Genomic DNA, 15,969 nt, shown 5'->3' with positions numbered 1-15,969 from the left:
GAGAGGAACCACTTCTCATGGTTCTCAAAGGCCGGCACGTCTCCCTTCCCGAAGACCTGCTTGTCCATCGGGTATTCGAGTCCCATGCGCGGCGGACCCCGGAGCGGACCGCTTTGACCTGTGGCGGTTCAGAACTCACCTACGCGGAACTCAACGAGCGGGCGAATCGCTTCGCCCACCACCTGATCTCGCGTGGTGCGGGTCGAGGCTCGGTCATCGGCGTATGCCTGGACCGGACACCGGAGCTTGTCGTCAGCATTCTCGGGATCATGAAGGCCGGCGCGGCCTACGTGCCGTTGGATCCCACCTACCCGGCTGAGCGGTTGGGGCTGATGGTGTCCCAGCTCGATCAGAACAAGCTGAACATCGTCTCTGCGGACACCCGCGACCTGCTCGGCCAGGCAACCGGTGAACTGGTACTCGTCGAGGAGCTGACCGACGCTCTCGCAGCGGAGCCCGCGTCGAACCCGAACGTCGACCTCGGCAACGACGACCTGTGCTACGTGGTATTCACCTCGGGCTCGACCGGAACACCCAAGGCGACGGCCATTCGCCATGAGGGCTGGTACAACCTGCTGGAATGGCTGCGCCTGGAGTACCGGCTGGACGACAGTGCCGACGGGCTGACCGTCAGCTCATTCGGCTTCGACATAAGTCAGCGCGGTCTGATGGCGCCGCTGTTCTGCGGAGCCGCCATCCATCTGCTGCCCAGCCGCACATTCGATCCGGTCATGGCCTATCAGATCATCGAGGAGAAGCGCGTCAGACAACTCCACTGCGCGCCGAGCACCCTCTATGTGCTGATCGAGCACGAGCTTGCCGTGGCAGGCAGCGCTCTGACCCAGGTAGGCCATGTCTTCATCGGCGGTGAACCACTGTCCGTGTCACGGGTCGAGGAATGGGCCACCCGGGAGAACAACACCTGTGTCCTGCTGCACCAGTACGGGGTGGCCGAATGCACTGACGTGGCCAGCTCCCACACATTGACCGACTATCCCCGCTATGACGGGTCGGCGACGCCTGTGGGCCCCCCGGTGTACAACACCGAAATCCGAATCCTGGACTCAGACCTGTCAGAGGTCCCGGACGGCACCACGGGGGAGGTCTGCATCTCGGGCCTGAGCGTCAGCGCGGGGTACCTCAACGCCTCGCCGGCCGACACCCGGCGCTTCACCGAACTGCCCGTCGCGGACGGTCCGATGCGCATCTACCGGACCGGTGACCGGGGCTATGTCACCGCGGACGGAGAACTGGTGGTGGTCGGCCGGGCCGATGCCCAGGTGAAGATCCGCGGCATGCGGATGGATCTCGGTGATGTGGAGCACGGTGTGCGCAGCCACGAGTTCGTGGAGGACGTCGTCGTGCTCGCCCTGCCCGATCAGGCAGGGGAGCCGCGCCTGGTGGCCTATGTGCTGCCGGCGGTGAGCCCTCTCGACACCCGGAGCCTGTACGCGGACCTGCTGCGTGTGCTGCCTCACAACATGATCCCGCAGCAGTTCGTCGCTGTGGAGGCCTTCCCGCTCAACGCGAACGGGAAGACGGACCGCCGGGCACTGGCAGCCATGGTCGCGGCCTGATGTTCAAAGAATGGGGAGAGTATCACCAGTGATCACTTCGAAGGTCCACGCAATATGGGGCCGCGCTCTCAATCGCGATGATTTTTCCGACGACGACAATTTCTTCATCCTCGGCGGTAACTCACTGACCATGACCAGAATTCAGCGCGAGATCCACGCCGAGATCGGTGTGGCCGTTCCGATGGATCTCCTCTTCCGTAAGTCCACTGTCAAGGAGATCTCCGAGCACATCGGAGCAGCCCTGTCAGCCGACTGATCGCCCGGACGTTTCACTCCTACAGAAGGTTCAGGCAGTGCAGCTATCGAGTCGCGGCCAGCAGATATCAGGGCTGTCAGGCATCCGGAGCATCATGGAGGATATCGCCGCAGCGGGGGACAGCGCCGGTGGAGACGAATGGATCAATCTCAGCCCCGGGAATCCTTCGTACATCCCCGAGGTCGTCGCTGCATGGCAACGGCTCACCAGGGAGACCCTGGACGCGCAGTTCGTCGAGACCAGCACTTGCTACGGCCCTTCGCGGGGCACACATGTCCTGGTCGAAGCCATCGTCGAGTACTTCAATTCGGCCTACGGCTGGTCGATCGAGCCCGCGAACGTTGTCGTCGGACCCGGAAGCCAGATGCTGGCCTTCATCGCGACAACGCTGTTCACCGGGCCGGACGGCAACGACCGGCTGCGGCGCCTGGTCCTGCCGCGCCTGCCCGACTACACGGGCTACCAGGGGCTCGGCCTGGACTCGGGCGGAATCATCGGAGTGGAACCGCGAGTCGTCGGGAACGGGGAGCGGTCCTTCCGGTACCGCGTCGATGTGGAGGCACTGCGCCGGCTCGACAACATGGGCATGATGCTGCTGTCCAACCCGGCCAACCCCACGGGCAGCACCATCGATGCCGATGAACTCGATGTACTGATCGAGCTGGCCGAGTACCACGACGCCCCCCTGGTCATCGACCACGCGTACGGGCAGCCTTTCCCCGGCATCGTGCACACCCACCTTGCGCCTGTCATCCACTCCCGGGTGATCAATCTGTTCACCCTGTCGAAGGCGGGTCTGCCCGGAGAGCGAATTGCTTTTGCGATAGGTCCTGCGCCGCTCATCGACCCCATGGTGTCCTTCATGGCGAATGCGACGCTGCACGCCCCACAACTGGTGCAGGCCACGGCCGCACGAGCTCTCTCGGAACGGCACATCGATGTACTGACGGCACAGCACATCAAGCCTTACTACAGGGCCAAACGCACGATGGCGGAGCAGCTGCTCGCCGAGGCCCTCCCGGAACACATCGACTGGCGGCTGCACAGCAGCGACGGCGGCATGTTCTGTTGGCTGAACGTGGACCACGACTGGTTCGACGACCTCCAGCTCTACCGACTCCTCAAGCGGAACGGGATGTTCATCGTCCCGGGTCGCCACTTCTTCGTCGCCCCGCTGGAATCGCCGTTCCTACGCACGCACGGGACCCGGTGCTTCCGGCTCAGCTTGAGCCCTGACGACCGGCTGATAGCGGAAGGGGTCCGTCGGCTGGCCAAAGCGCTCGAAGAACTGTGTACATATTCGGAGACATGAGGTCTTCCAGCGCTCCGGATCTCGTCCTCGCCCGTTGCAGTACTGGAACAGAGGGATTGATTGCATGAGCACCACGGCCAAGCTTGCCGACGAGCTACTCGACGTCATTGCCCAAGAGGATCCTCTCAACGAGTTCATCCAGGGCCTGCCGGGTTACGACCATCTGCTGAGCGACCACGACGAGGCGGCGGAGGCGCGATTGCGGGACCGGGCGGCGGACATCGCCGCCGCCGCGGGTGAACTCGATCCGGCGGAGCCGGACTGGGCGACCCAGGCGGTGGTGACGCAGCAGGCCGCGGCAGTGGTGGACCGGATCGACGCCCGGCTGGTCGAGCACACGATGGCCGACTACCTGGTCTCACCGATCGCCCGGCTCCTCACCATGGTGCCTCTCGCTCGACCGATCACCGTGGAGCAGGAACGCAGTTACCTCACGCGGCTGGCCACGATTCCCGACTACCTCGCGAAGGTCACGGCCCGCCACCGCAGCGGGGTGGCCGCCGGCCGGCTCCCGGTCGGGGAACGGGCGCGCTATGCGATAACCCGCCTGGACGGTTATCTCGCGGACGCGGCGGGTGACCCGTTACGCCAGCCGCTACTGAGTGGTTCTCGGGTGGCCGAGCGGGATCGTCTGATCGAGGACGTGGTCCGGCCGGCGTTCGCCGCCTACCGGCAAGCACTCGACACCGACATCGCACCGCACGGCCGTTCCCCGGAACGGGCCGGCCTGTGCTGGCTGCCGGACGGGGACGCCAGTTACGCCGCCCTCGCGCGGATGCACACGACGACCGACCGTACCCCCGAGCAGTTGCATCAGATCGGCCTCGACCTGATCGAGCAGCTGGCCGAGGAGTACGTGGCGATCGGCTCCAGAGTCTTCGGGGTGCGTACGGTTGCCGAGGTGCACCACCGGTTGCGCACGGACACCGCGTTGCGCTGGGGCAGTGCGCAGGAGTTGGTGGCGGCAGCGCGGTCCGCGGTGGAGCGCGCGGAGAAGGCGGCGCCGCAGTGGTTCGGCCTGATGCCCTCGCACGGATGCGTCGTGGAGCCCACCCCGGAGGCGGACGCGCCCAATGCGGCCGCCGCCTGGTACAGCCCGGCGGCGCTGGACGGCTCGCGACCGGGCACGTACCTCGTCAACACCTACCGCGCGACCGAGCGGGACCGGTACGTGTCGGAGGCCCTCACCTTCCACGAGGCGGTGCCCGGACACCACTTCCAGATCACGGTCGCTCAGGAGCTGGCGGAACTGCCGCAGCTTCGGCGCTTGGTGTTGATCAACTCCTACAGCGAGGGCTGGGGGTTGTACGCCGAGCGGCTGGCCGAAGAGATGGGCCTGTATTCCGACGACATCGCGCGGCTCGGCATGCTCGCGATGGATTCGACCCGGGCGGCCCGACTGGTGGTGGACACCGGAGTGCACGCATTCGGTTGGAGTCGCCGGCGGGTGGTGGAGTATCTGCGGACCAACACGGTGATGGCAGAGGTGGAGATTCAGTCCGAAACCGACCGCTACATCGAGATGCCCGGCCAGGCACTGTCCTACATGATCGGGCGGCTGGAGATCCAACGGCTTCGGGCCCGGGCCGAGCGGGAACTGGGCGCGGCCTTCGACGTCCGAGCCTTTCACGACCTCGTCCTGGGCGGCGGAGCCCTGCCGATGGCCGTGCTGGACGACGCGGTGGCCGCATGGACGGCGAACGTGGCCGCCCACTGAGCTTGAACCCCGGTGGCCGTAGCGGCTGGCAGAGACCCCGGGCCGGCACATCTTCGACCTGGGGTTTCCTCGTGCCGCGCGGCGGCGCCCGGTGGGGCAGCAGGCGAGCGCCGGGGTCTTACGCCCTCGCGCCGGTGACCACCACCGGCCGTTCCGGGCGGTCGGCGGTCGGCGGTCGGCTGTGCGGCGGCGCGGTGCCGGGGGATGAAGGTGGCGAGGGCGAGGGCGAGGAGGGCTGCTCCGGCGCCGATGGCCATGACGGCCTTGAAGCCGTTCTGCGAGGGCAGGGCGTGGCCGGTGAAGTCGGTGCCGGGCGTTCGCGCGGCCTCGTGCCGCCAGGAGCACGATCGTCGCCCGCTGGCGTGCCTGGTGCGGGGTCTTGTGGCCGTAGGCCATCTCCTTGAGCCGGTGGCGCTCGGAAGCGGTCAGTTCCACGGGCGCGGCGGAGCAATCGGGCATGGAAGGAGGGCGGCCCATCTCTCCGGAGGCGGTGAACGTGAGCCACGGGCCGGCTTCCCTCACCGGCACGCCCCGGAAGTCTCGGTGGTCAGTTTTCGGCGCTGGTCTGCAGTAGTGCGTGGACGCGGCGCCATGCGTCGGCTGACGTGGTGCGATCGGTGCCGAGGAATCCGTGTCCGATACCGGGGTAGACGACCATCTCGTGACGGATGCCGGCCTCGCGCAGCGCCTGTGTGATCTCGCGTTGCTGTGCGGGCGGGACGACGTGGTCCTCCTCGCCGACGAGGAAGAGGACACGCCCGGTGATCTTTGGGGTCAGTGACAGCGTCGGCTCGGGGCGGCTGATCGAGATGTCGGTGCTCGGCAGCCAGCCGCCGTAGAAGACGACTACTGCGGCGAGGTCCAACTCCGTGGCCGCGACGTAGGCGATGTGACCGCCGAGGCTCAGCCCGACCATGCTGACGCGTTCGCTGCCGGCTGCGTGAAGGTGGTCCATGGCGGCGCGCACGTCGCTGAGAACCGTGGTGCGCGTCATCAGCCCCAGCAGTTCGAAGCCTCGCTCCCGCCCCGCGGGGTCCCGGGGCAGTTCGCTTCCGGGGGCGGTTCGGTGGTGGAAGTCCGGCGCGAGTGTCACGAACCCAAGTCCCGCGAGTTGGTCGCAGACGTCGCGGACACCGGCATCGACGCCGAAGAGCTCCATGCCCACCAGGACGCCCGGGAACGGGCCGGGAGCCGTTGGCCGGGCGATGTAGGCCCCCATCGGCGGCCCGTTGCCCACCGGGATGTCGACGTGTTCGGTGCGGATGGCGTACGGCCCGGTTATGCCGACGTTTGTGTTCCTGAGGTTCATGGCGCCAACCTAGCCAGGGCCTGGACTGGTATCCACAGGACGTTTTTCCTAGTAATGGAAGTACCAGGATGCCCCAGTCCACGGTCCGGGCCAGGGAGCTGGGAGAGCTGCTCCGCTCCCGCCGGGAGCGGCTTCAGCCAGCGGATGTCGGTCTGCCCACGGGGACTCGGCGCCGGACCCGCGGTCTGCGCCGGGAAGAGGTGGCCCAACTCGCGGCCATTTCCTCGACGTACTACACCTACCTGGAGCAGGGCCGCGACGTGCGTCCCTCCCGCCAGGTGCTCGACTCCCTCTCAGCGGCCCTGCGGCTCGACGCCACCGAGAGGAGTCATATCCACCAACTCATCCACGGAGCCCCACCCGCCGAAACACCCGCCGTCGCTGAAACGCTCTCACCTGCCGTCGTCTCGCTCGTCGACCGGCTCGACCCATGCCCGGCCTATGTCACCGGCCGATGCTGGGACGTGCTGGCCTCCAACCGGGCCGCCCGCGCATTGTGGACCGACTGGCCCGCCCGGCCACCGGAAGCCCGCAACCTGCTCTGGTGGATGTTCACCGACCCGGGCGCCCGTCAGGTGATGGTCGACTGGCCGGCCGAAGCATCCGCACTGCTCGGCCGATTCCGCACGGCCGCGGCACGACACCCAGGCGACCCCGGCTTCAGCACGTTGCTCGAGCGTCTGCACGGGGCGAGCCCCGAGGTGAGGAGCTGGTGGCCCCAGTACAGAGTCGTCCCCCTGAGCTCCGGCACCAAGCGGCTGCGTCATCCCGTCCTCGGGGAGATCGAGTTGGAGCACGTTGTGCTCCAACTCGCCGACGATCCCGAGCGGAAACTGGTCACCTTCACCGCCACCGCCCAGGACCAGGCTCGGATCTCCCAGCTGTTGTAGATGGGCCTCACCTCACCAGCATCCGCCACACACCGGCACCGGTCGCCCGTTCGATGGCGTTGCAACTGCACTTGCAGTACTCCACCTCGCCGTCTGATATCGAGTGGCTGGACAGCACTTGCCAGGATGGCTGGCGCAGAACGGTAGTGCAGCCCCACTCCTGTAGCGGGCAGAGTTCCTGGGTCGCAGAGTCTGGCGGGTCATTCACCTCGGAGGCGCGGCAGACTGGTGGTGTGGGCTGGTCAGCGGTGATCGGGCCGGACGGGAGAGAGCGCGGCATCGGTGTCGTCTCCCTTCAGATGTGGGGCAGCCCCGGGCTGCGGCATGGTGGGTTCGGGTAGAGCGCGGAACAGCAGCCAGCTCAGTACGGGCATCAAGACCAGTGGCGCCAGGGCCGTTTGTAGGGATGTTCTGTCGGCGACGCTCCCGATGAGAGGGCTCACCAGGCCGCCGATGCTGACGGTCAGACCGAGTGTGATCCCGCTGGCGGTGCCCACGCGCGAGGGCAGGTAGTCTTGTCCGAGCGTGACCTGCAGCGAGAATGGGACGTACAGGCCGGCTGAGGTCAAAGCCACGAACAAGTACAGGGCCGGGCCGGGAACGAACACCACACCCGCGACTGATCCGGCCGTGAGCAGGTACGACCAGCGCGCAACGGTGACCCGGTCCCAGCGGTTGGCTAGCGTTCCACCCAGCACGGAGCCCACCGCGCCGCCGAGGTAGAGCACGAACAGGGCTGCGGTGCCCGCCGCCGTGCTGTCGCCCATGCGCTCCTTGGCGAAAAGCGCGATGAAGGTACTCAGGCCGATAAAGACGATCGATCGACACACCACGGCAAGCGACAGCTTCACAAACGACGCTTTGTCGTCGCTCCCGGCCGTCACGGCTGTACCGGACCCGGCGGACTGCTGCCGCTCCAGCGCGCGCAGCACTGGCAAGCACAGTACGGCACCCACGAGCGCCGGCAGTACCAGCAGCGGCGTCAGGTGCAGACCTCCGGTGGCAACAACTGCGGCGACCATGAGCGGGGCCACTGCGAAGCCGAGGTTGCCGCCCAGCGAAAACCAGCCCATCGAACTGTGACTGCCCCGACTTGCGAGCCGGGCGACCCGGGCGGACTCGGGATGATATGCGGCCACGCCTACCCCGGACACCGCCACGAACACGAGGGTCAGCGCGTAGGAGCCGCTCACGCCGCTGAGCGCGATACCTAGACCACCCAGCAGCGTGCTGACCGGGAGCAGCCAGGGCATCGCCCAGCGGTCGGTGAGTGCACCGAACACTGGTTGCGCCACCGACGACAGCAGGGAGGCGGCGAGCACGATGCCAGAGACAGCGGCGTAGCTGTAGGCGCGTTCGGCGACGAAGAACGGTACGAGGGACGCCACGGCGCCCTGGTAAATGTCGACGCAAGCGTGCCCGACGGACAACAGTGTGATGGACGCATTTCTTCGCACCCCGTCATGGTCGGCGCCGACGACGGTGTCGCACTTCCGATAAACTGCCAGACAATGACGCAGATCCGCCATGAGCCGGTTGCCCCGACCCGCACTCAGTCGCTGGCGCCCGGTGCCGCCATAGATGCCCACCACCATGACGACCACCAGATCGTCTACGCCGGCCGCGGAGTGCTGGCCGTCACCACCAGCACAGGCTCGTGGGTCGCCCCGGGTACCCGTGCCATCTGGGTACCTGCTGGCACCGTGCACGCTCACCAGGCCCACGGCGAGCTCGAACTGCACCTGGTAGGGCTGCCAGCGACCGAGAACCCGCTCGCCCTGGAGACGCCGACCGTGCTCGCAGTGGGCCCGCTGCTGCGCGAACTGATCGTCGCCTATACGTCGACCCAGGACGACAACAGTCCCGAACGCGCCCGCCTACGAGCCGTGCTGCTCGATCAACTGCGGGCCTCGCCAAAGCAGCCACTGCACCTGCCCACACCCGCAACGCCCCTGCTGCAGACGCTGTGCGACATCTTGCGCGCTGATCCGGCCGACAGTCGCACTCTCGCCGAACTGGGCCGTGAGGTCGGGGCGAGCGACCGCACTCTGTCCCGGCTGTTCCGCAGCGATCTCGGCATGACCTTCCCACAGTGGCGCACCCAGTTGCGGCTCCAACAAGCGTTGGTCCTACTTGCCGAGAACATGCCGGTGACTGCGGTAGCGCACCTGTGTGGTTGGTCGTCCGCCAGCGCGTTCATCGACGTCTTCCGGAGCACCTTCGGCCATACGCCGGGCGCCCACTCGCGTTGCTGACGGATGCAGGCCCCTCCGGGACCGGCGAACGGCGCAAGGTCGTCCCAACACGTGCGCGCAAGGCTGTCGCTCGACGGTTCGTCGCTCGCACTGAAGAGGTCCGGGCCGCGAATCTACTGCTCCCGTTCTGCGAAGAAAGGCAACGAAAGCCATGCGTCACGTCACTCAGCCCCGCGCCGTCCACGGCGTCTGCACTGTCCTGCCTCCCGGCCCCGAACTCCCGCCCCTGACCTGCCTCATCCCTGTACGAGAGGAAATAGGCCGGCGATGACGATGGAGAATTCACCCGGGCGACCAGGGTGCCGCCGGCCCGCCAACACGGCATGACGCTCCGCTGCGCCTCACACGGCGTTTTCCCCCGCCCAACGCGCGTGCCGGCGCGACCACCGTCGACTCGCTGGGCACGGTCGTGCCGTCCAGCGCATGGCTGTCAGTCGTGTGTCCCTGCCAAACCCGACGCCGAGTGTGCGCTGCCCGCCGGATCCCGCAAGGCCAGGCGAGACCTCCCCCCTCCGGCTCAGTGGCGGCGGCCGCCGACGCTGGTAGACGCTTCGGGACGCTCCACACCGACTTAACGGAGCAGCGCGCACAGATCAGGGCCGATGGTGTTGGACACCCTCCGCGCCCGCAATAACCTCGCCACGCCCGCAAGAAGGCGGCGTCCTCGGACGACCTGGTCGTCTCCACGCGCGCGAGGTCAGGGTTCACCGCCGAGCCAGACGACGCCGGATCCACGGCATCACCCAGGCCCTGTGGCCCGTCTTTGCGGACCGGCTGTTCACTGCGCGGGAGCAGGGCGCCGCCGAGCAGCAGCTCCAGCAGATCGCGGCCGGCGGCCTCGCACAGATGTACTTCCCGCGCCAACAACTCCCGTGCGCACGGCATAGTACTCCAGTCGCACTTCGTGATCTGACGGGTGGTCGAGGTGAGTAGTCAGGCAAGGGCGGCCAGGCGGCGCTTGTAGTGGTGCCAGCGGGAGCGGGCTTGGTGGCGGTGTCGCCAGCTGGACCATTGCAGGTGGAAGGCCATCCGGCGGGTGGCCACGGCGGTGGGCAGGTCCCGTAGCAGGGCAGTGAACAGTTGGAACAGGCGGCGGGCCTCGGTGACGGTCAGGGCGATCTGGCCGAAGTGCTCGGGCGGGGCCGCATTGCCGTCGACAGGCAGGACCGGGTCGGGATGGGTGCGTCGGTCCAGGCTGGCGATCACGGCGAGCAGGGCGAGGGCGGCCATCGCGAGCACGACGTGCCGGCGCCAGGAGCGGTAGTGGCGGGCCTGCGTGTGGTCGAGGCCGACTTCTCTTGGAGGACGTGAAGCCTATGCGTCGCTGCACAGGAGAGATGCGTCATTGCCCTCCTTCCTGCTGCTACCTGCACGTCGACGCACCGTTGGCGCACAGGTTCCAGTGACATGGCGCTGTGGTTCAAGCCCGCACTCAACCAGCCTCTATAACATTTTTAAGTGACCGCGAGATTGAGCGACTCGACCCTCACGGCAGCGCCGACAAGCGGCCACTCAATTTTTGCCAAGCCAGCGGAATCGTCGACGCTTATTCACACTGTAAACAATGTCAGAACTCGCAGGTAGGAGTTTCATCTTGAACTTCCTCTCGGCAACTGAAAACGACCTGACACCGCCGAATCTGTGGGCCGCCCCCGAGGCACATCGAGCCATCGCGGCGGACTCGGGCTGGTACCAGATGCTCACCACGATCTACGGCGCGCTGTTCGAAACCACCGTGGATTTCTACCGCAGATTGTCGATCATGCCCGTCCTGATGCCGATTACCGTTTCTTCGGTTTCGAGCCCAATGGGTCTCGGCAGCGACAGTCTGCCGGTGTCGGTCAACATCCTGGGTGATCAAACGTATCTTGCGGATTCGATGCAGTTCCAACTCGAGTTTATCTTGAGGCATGGCCCTGTCGGCGCTTACTACGTGATGCCGACCTTTCGCGGCGAAGATCCGGACGCGACTCATCTCAATCAGTTCTTTCATTCCGAGGCCGAGATATCGGGCGGCCTTACCGACGTCATGACGTTGGTCGAGGACTACTTCCGTGCGCTCGCTCGAGGACTACTTGAGCATCCTGTCCATAGCTCCATGGAGAAATTCTCTGGCTCACTCGCGCACCTGCAAGTAGTCACAGAGAAGGACGAATTTCCCCGCATAACTTTTGACGCGGCCATGGAGATGCTCGGATCCAGCTACTTCAAATTCGAGGTACCGGATGCGCCGACGATCAATCGCGCCGGAGAGCAGGAATTGATCAAAAGGTTCGACGGACCCGTATGGCTTACTCATCCCCCGCATCTTTCTGTCCCGTTCTACCAGAAGTTCGCACCAAACGGCCGCGCCGATTGCGCGGACCTGTTGGCCGGGCTTGGTGAAGTGGTCGGATGCGGTGCTCGACACGGCACTGCTGACGACACTCTCTCGGCGCTCGCAGTGCATGCAGTCGATCCCGATGACTACTCATGGTACTTAGAAATGAAGCGCACTCATCCCCTGGAGACGGCCGGCTTTGGGATGGGCCTGGAACGGTACCTGATGTGGGCGCTGCAGCACGGCGACATCCGGGACATGCATGTGATGCCGCGCTTGAAGGGTGTGCCGGCATCCCTGTGACGGGATGGGATGCACGACATGGGCAGCCGAGAAGCGATTTCACGAGGTAGGCACTGAAGGAGAAGAACGTGGTTCCCGAAAAAGAAGTCGACATTGACGAACTCACGCTGGAAGCGAGCCGGGACCTGCTCACGAGAGGATTCACCGACGCTCGCGTCGGTGAATTGACCACGAACTGGCTTCAACATCCTGAGCGGCGGGCCGCTCCGATCGAAGAGCTCACCGATCTACTCGAGGAGATTCGGCGGGTGCCGCGTGGGGCAGCTCGAATCCGTAAAATGAATACTCTGGTCAGGACACTCGGCAAGGCCGAGAACCTGGCTCTGCTCCTGGACGTCCTACGTGGCTCTCTGGGCAGCACGGTCTCATCCGAGGCTGCGGCCGCGACAAGGTCACGTGGCGGCCGAACGCACTGCATCTACGGTTGGGCCGGTCAGACCCTGGTTCTCGCCTCCGGGGAGGACGCTACCTCCGGTACGACTTCGCCCGCGCACAACGTGGACGAGTTCCTCGGCTACCCGCCGGCCCAATGGGCTTTGACAATCCACATCTGGCAGCCGAATCCCGGGGCTGTGGGGTTCCAGGCAACGAAGACCATCGACGCCGCAACGGTGGTCGAGCCCCCGCACTCACATCCGTTCGACTTCGTCTCATACGTGTCGATCGGCACGTTGAGGCAGTCGATCTACCGTGAGACCGCCGGAGTAGATGAGGTCCACCATGAGATCAACGCCCGCTACGCCGGAACTGCGTTGAACAGGGTGGACGGGGTCTGGCCTCCTCATCACGACCGAGAGAGCGCCCATCTTCGAGCGCTGGAGAATCGCCTTCTGCTCAGTGCAGGCGACAGCTATTTCCTGTCGACGAATGCTGTGCACGATGTCGAGATCGATCGTACGACTGCGTCGCACAAACCAGCGATCACGCTGTTCTTGCAGTCCGAGGCAACGGTCAAGCCGAACGCGTACATATCGTCGGCAATGGCCGATTTTCATCAGGCGAATCCCGACATCAAGGAAGAGGGAGTGGCGCTGGACGAGGCGCAGTGGTCGGAGAAGCTTTCTGCGACTGCCGCCTACCTTCGTGGCGACGCTCCTGAACTGCTGCTTGATGACGTCGTTCGCTGCACCACCGACTACGGATTTATGCATCGATAGATGCACTGGCTGTTTTGAGCCGGAGACTGATTGTGTCAGCATAGGAGCCGGTCCGGCGAGTGTCTCGCTTGGCATGAGCCTGCAGCACACGCTCTTTTCCCCGACTCTTCGGGCCGTCCTCTGAAATTCATCGCCGAGCTCTGCATCAGCGCCGTCACTGCGATCTTGCGACATCGACTCAGCGCGGGAACCCTCAAAGAATCTTTGGTGCAGCACAGTGAAACGACAATTGCATCTGAACATGTTCTTCTGTCCATGTGGTCATCATGAGGCTGCGTGGCGGCACCCGGACAGCGAGCCGCATCGGCTCATGGACATCGACTACTACATCTCCTTTGCCCGGCAGGTGGAGGCTGCTCGGTTCGACGCGATCTTTTTTGCTGATTCGGTAGATCTGCCGAAGACCGTCCGATTCGCGAGCCGGCTACAGATCGAGCCCCTGACCTGGCTCTCCGCGATCGCTGCGACTACAAGCCGGGTCGGCCTGATCGCGACGGCGTCGACCACCTATTCCGAGCCGTACAACCTTGCTCGGCTGTTCGCCTCGCTCGACCACCTGAGCAAAGGTCGTGCTGGGTGGAACATCGTCACCACCCAGCACGTCGAGGCGGCCGGCAACTTCGGGCTTCCCGCACATCCCCCGCACTCCGACCGCTACCGTCGTGCCACGGAGTTCATCGACGTCGTCTCGAAACTCTGGGACAGCTGGGAAGACGAGGCCCTGGTCGTGGATTCCGTGTCCGGCATGTTCGCCGACACCGACCGGATCCACGGGATCGAGTACAGTGGCGAGTTCTTCTCGGTAGCGGGCCCGCTCAACACACCGAGGACGCCGCAGGGCCGACCGGTGTACGTCCAGGCGGGTTCCTCGGACGACGGGCGCGCCTTCGCGGCCCGCCATGCCGAAGCGGTCTTCACCGCACAACCTCACTTCGGTGGCGCCAAGGCCTTCTACGCCGACATCAAGAGGCTCGCAGCTAGGGCCGGCCGCAGCCCGGACGAGGTGTTGATCCTTCCGGGCATGAGTCCCGTCATCGGCTCGACGGAAGCCGAAGCAAAAGCGAGACAACGCGAGCTGGACGAGCTGATCCAGCCTGAGCACATGCTGGGGACGTGGAACAAGACCCTAGGCGTCGAGCTGACCGCGGCGGACCTCGATCGACCGTTCCCGGTCGACTCGCTGGACATGACGGGCGAACGCGGCGCGAGTGGCCGGGTACAGGTCATCGTCGACCTCGTGCGACGCGAGCGGCTCACCGCCCGCCAGCTCATGCAGCGCCTCGCCCACGCCAGAGGACACTGGGCGCTCGTCGGGACACCCGAACAGGTTGCCGACAACATCGAGCTGTGGTTCAAAGACGGTGCGGCAGACGGATTCAACGTGATGCCACACCAACTGCCGACGGACTTCGCGCTGTTCGCCGAGTTTGTGCTGCCGATCCTGCAGGCTCGCGGCCTGTTCCGCACCGAGTACTCCGGCACAACGCTGCGAGAGCACTACGGACTCGCCCGTCCACGCAGTCGCTACTCAGTCGAACCCGTCCTGGTCGATTGACCCGAGACCTCGGTAGCAGCCCAGTGCACACCTCCCATGCCCGGCGGGACATGCTTTCACGATCAACGATGTTCAGCTCGCTATCGGTCCGTAACTACCGCCTGTTCCTCATTGGACAGATCGTCTCGAACATCGGCACCTGGGCGCAGAGCACCGCACAGGACTGGCTGGTTCTCAGCCTCACCGGTTCGGCGACCGCTGTCGGTGTCACCGTTGCGCTCCAGTCGCTCCCGATGCTGTGCTTCGGCCTCTATGGCGGAGTCTTCGTCGATCGCTGGAACAAGCGCCGCACACTCCTCGCCACGCAAGCCTGGTTGGCTCTCACCGCTCTCACACTCGCGACGCTGATCTTTTCCGGCGAGGTCCAGGTCTGGCACGTCTGGCTTGCCGCCTTCGTCGTCGGTCTGACCACAGTCGTCGACAATCCGGCACGTCAGGCGTTCGTATCCGAGATCGTTGACAACAGCCAGCTACAGAACGCGGTGAGTCTCGACGCGGCGAACTTCCAGTTCGCCCGCCTGCTCGGTCCTGCCCTCGCCGGTGTGATGCTCGCCAGCACGAATGCCGGTACCGCCTTTCTCCTCAACGGCCTGTCATTCGTCGCGCCGCTGGCAGGTCTCATGCTCATGCGCGCAAGTGAGCTGCACTGCGTTGAACGTACTTCTCGCACCAAGGGACAGTTGCGCGAGGTCTTGCGTTACGTCGCCGGCCGATCGGATCTACTGTGGACGCTCGTGCTGGTCGGCCTTGTCGGCACCTTCGGCTTCAACTTCCCGGTCTACCTTTCAGCCTTCGCAGACGACGTCTTCCACACCGGTGTCGGCTCCTACAGCCTTTTCAACACCATGATGGGCGTCGGATCCTTGGCTGGCGCCCTGATCGCGGCGCGCCGTGGCTCCGCCGTGAAGCGAGTAGTGGTCGGATCAGCGTTCGCTTTCGGCGCGACAGAGGTCGTCGCGTCAGCAGCGCCGTCACAGTGGCTGTTCACGCTATTCACGGCCCTGATTGGACTGTTCGGCGTGACGATCAACGTCACCGCGAATACCTGTGTCCAGACTGGCACCGCTCCAGCCATGCGCGGCCGGGTGATGGCGCTGTACATGGTGGTCTTCCTCGGTAGTTCCCCGATCGGCGCCCCCATGGCCGGCTGGATCGCCGACGCGTACGGCGCCCGAGTCGCCCTGGCTGTAGGTGGCGGGATCTCGGCGGCAGCGGCCATCGGGATCGGCTTCGTGCTTTCCCGCGCCAGCAGGCCGCGGCAGGGGGCGGACGGGTTTGGCAATCATCCGGATGCTCAGTCGGTGCAGCACTAGTAAGT

Annotated in this window: 13 protein-coding genes; 10 read left to right on the top strand and 3 right to left on the bottom strand. The window is 65.4% G+C overall.

Annotation, left to right across the window (positions count from 1 at the left end):
• The first annotated feature begins 17 nt into the window (after window positions 1–17).
• From Q4V64_RS00495 to Q4V64_RS00480, 4 genes are all read left to right on the top strand, one after another.
• Entirely contained in the window at window positions 18–1,577 is a 1,560-nt protein-coding gene (locus tag Q4V64_RS00495) for an amino acid adenylation domain-containing protein (protein WP_124445213.1), read from the top strand.
• A 28-nt stretch (window positions 1,578–1,605) separates the two neighbouring features.
• Window positions 1,606–1,833: an acyl carrier protein gene (locus Q4V64_RS00490; protein WP_253267474.1), complete on the top strand. Its 228-nt coding sequence runs from the start codon at window positions 1,606–1,608 to the stop codon at window positions 1,831–1,833.
• 94 nt (window positions 1,834–1,927) lie between these two features.
• Complete coding sequence (locus tag Q4V64_RS00485; protein WP_124445211.1) at window positions 1,928–3,145, top strand: aminotransferase class I/II-fold pyridoxal phosphate-dependent enzyme; 1,218 nt, start codon at window positions 1,928–1,930, stop codon at window positions 3,143–3,145.
• A 64-nt stretch (window positions 3,146–3,209) separates the two neighbouring features.
• On the top strand, window positions 3,210–4,862 hold the full coding sequence (locus Q4V64_RS00480) for a DUF885 domain-containing protein (RefSeq protein ID WP_124445210.1): 1,653 nt from the start codon (window positions 3,210–3,212) through the stop codon (window positions 4,860–4,862).
• 547 nt (window positions 4,863–5,409) lie between these two features.
• Here the strand turns inward: Q4V64_RS00480 and Q4V64_RS00475 are convergent.
• Window positions 5,410–6,171 (bottom strand): dienelactone hydrolase family protein, encoded by a 762-nt coding sequence (locus tag Q4V64_RS00475; RefSeq protein WP_124445209.1) that lies wholly within the window; start codon window positions 6,169–6,171, stop codon window positions 5,410–5,412.
• Between the two features lie 68 nt (window positions 6,172–6,239).
• Here Q4V64_RS00475 and Q4V64_RS00470 point away from each other — a divergent pair, with 68 nt between their 5' ends.
• Window positions 6,240–7,061, top strand: a complete 822-nt coding sequence (locus tag Q4V64_RS00470) for a helix-turn-helix transcriptional regulator (RefSeq protein WP_172629574.1) — start codon at window positions 6,240–6,242, stop codon at window positions 7,059–7,061.
• A gap of 242 nt (window positions 7,062–7,303) precedes the next feature.
• On the opposite strand, the gene Q4V64_RS00465 is transcribed toward Q4V64_RS00470, so the two are convergent.
• Window positions 7,304–8,518, bottom strand: a complete 1,215-nt coding sequence (locus Q4V64_RS00465; RefSeq protein ID WP_124445265.1) for an MFS transporter — start codon at window positions 8,516–8,518, stop codon at window positions 7,304–7,306.
• Between the two features lie 54 nt (window positions 8,519–8,572).
• Between Q4V64_RS00465 and Q4V64_RS00460 the strand changes: the two genes are divergently transcribed.
• On the top strand, window positions 8,573–9,316 hold the full coding sequence (locus Q4V64_RS00460) for a helix-turn-helix transcriptional regulator (RefSeq protein WP_124445208.1): 744 nt from the start codon (window positions 8,573–8,575) through the stop codon (window positions 9,314–9,316).
• Window positions 9,317–10,249: 933 nt separating this feature from the next.
• Here Q4V64_RS00460 and Q4V64_RS00455 read toward each other — a convergent pair.
• Entirely contained in the window at window positions 10,250–10,546 is a 297-nt protein-coding gene (locus Q4V64_RS00455) for a hypothetical protein (protein WP_124445206.1), read from the bottom strand.
• Between the two features lie 364 nt (window positions 10,547–10,910).
• On the opposite strand from Q4V64_RS00455, the gene Q4V64_RS00450 reads away from it, so the two are divergent.
• The 4 genes from Q4V64_RS00450 to Q4V64_RS00435 all read left to right on the top strand — a co-directional run bounded on the left by Q4V64_RS00450 (window position 10,911) and on the right by Q4V64_RS00435 (window position 15,964).
• Window positions 10,911–11,939 (top strand): asparagine synthetase A, encoded by a 1,029-nt coding sequence (locus tag Q4V64_RS00450; protein WP_216377723.1) that lies wholly within the window; start codon window positions 10,911–10,913, stop codon window positions 11,937–11,939.
• 68 nt (window positions 11,940–12,007) lie between these two features.
• Window positions 12,008–13,096 (top strand): hypothetical protein, encoded by a 1,089-nt coding sequence (locus Q4V64_RS00445; RefSeq protein ID WP_124445204.1) that lies wholly within the window; start codon window positions 12,008–12,010, stop codon window positions 13,094–13,096.
• A gap of 241 nt (window positions 13,097–13,337) precedes the next feature.
• A complete protein-coding gene (locus Q4V64_RS00440; protein ID WP_124445264.1) occupies window positions 13,338–14,651 on the top strand; it encodes an LLM class flavin-dependent oxidoreductase in 1,314 nt (437 codons plus the stop codon).
• 68 nt (window positions 14,652–14,719) lie between these two features.
• Window positions 14,720–15,964 (top strand): MFS transporter, encoded by a 1,245-nt coding sequence (locus tag Q4V64_RS00435; protein ID WP_124445203.1) that lies wholly within the window; start codon window positions 14,720–14,722, stop codon window positions 15,962–15,964.
• Window positions 15,965–15,969: the final 5 nt, after the last annotated feature.

It is taken from the genome of Streptomyces sp. NL15-2K (assembly GCF_030551255.1).
In the GTDB taxonomy this organism is placed as follows: Bacteria; Actinomycetota; Actinomycetes; order Streptomycetales; family Streptomycetaceae; genus Streptomyces.
This window is presented reverse-complemented; position numbering and strand designations above follow the sequence as displayed.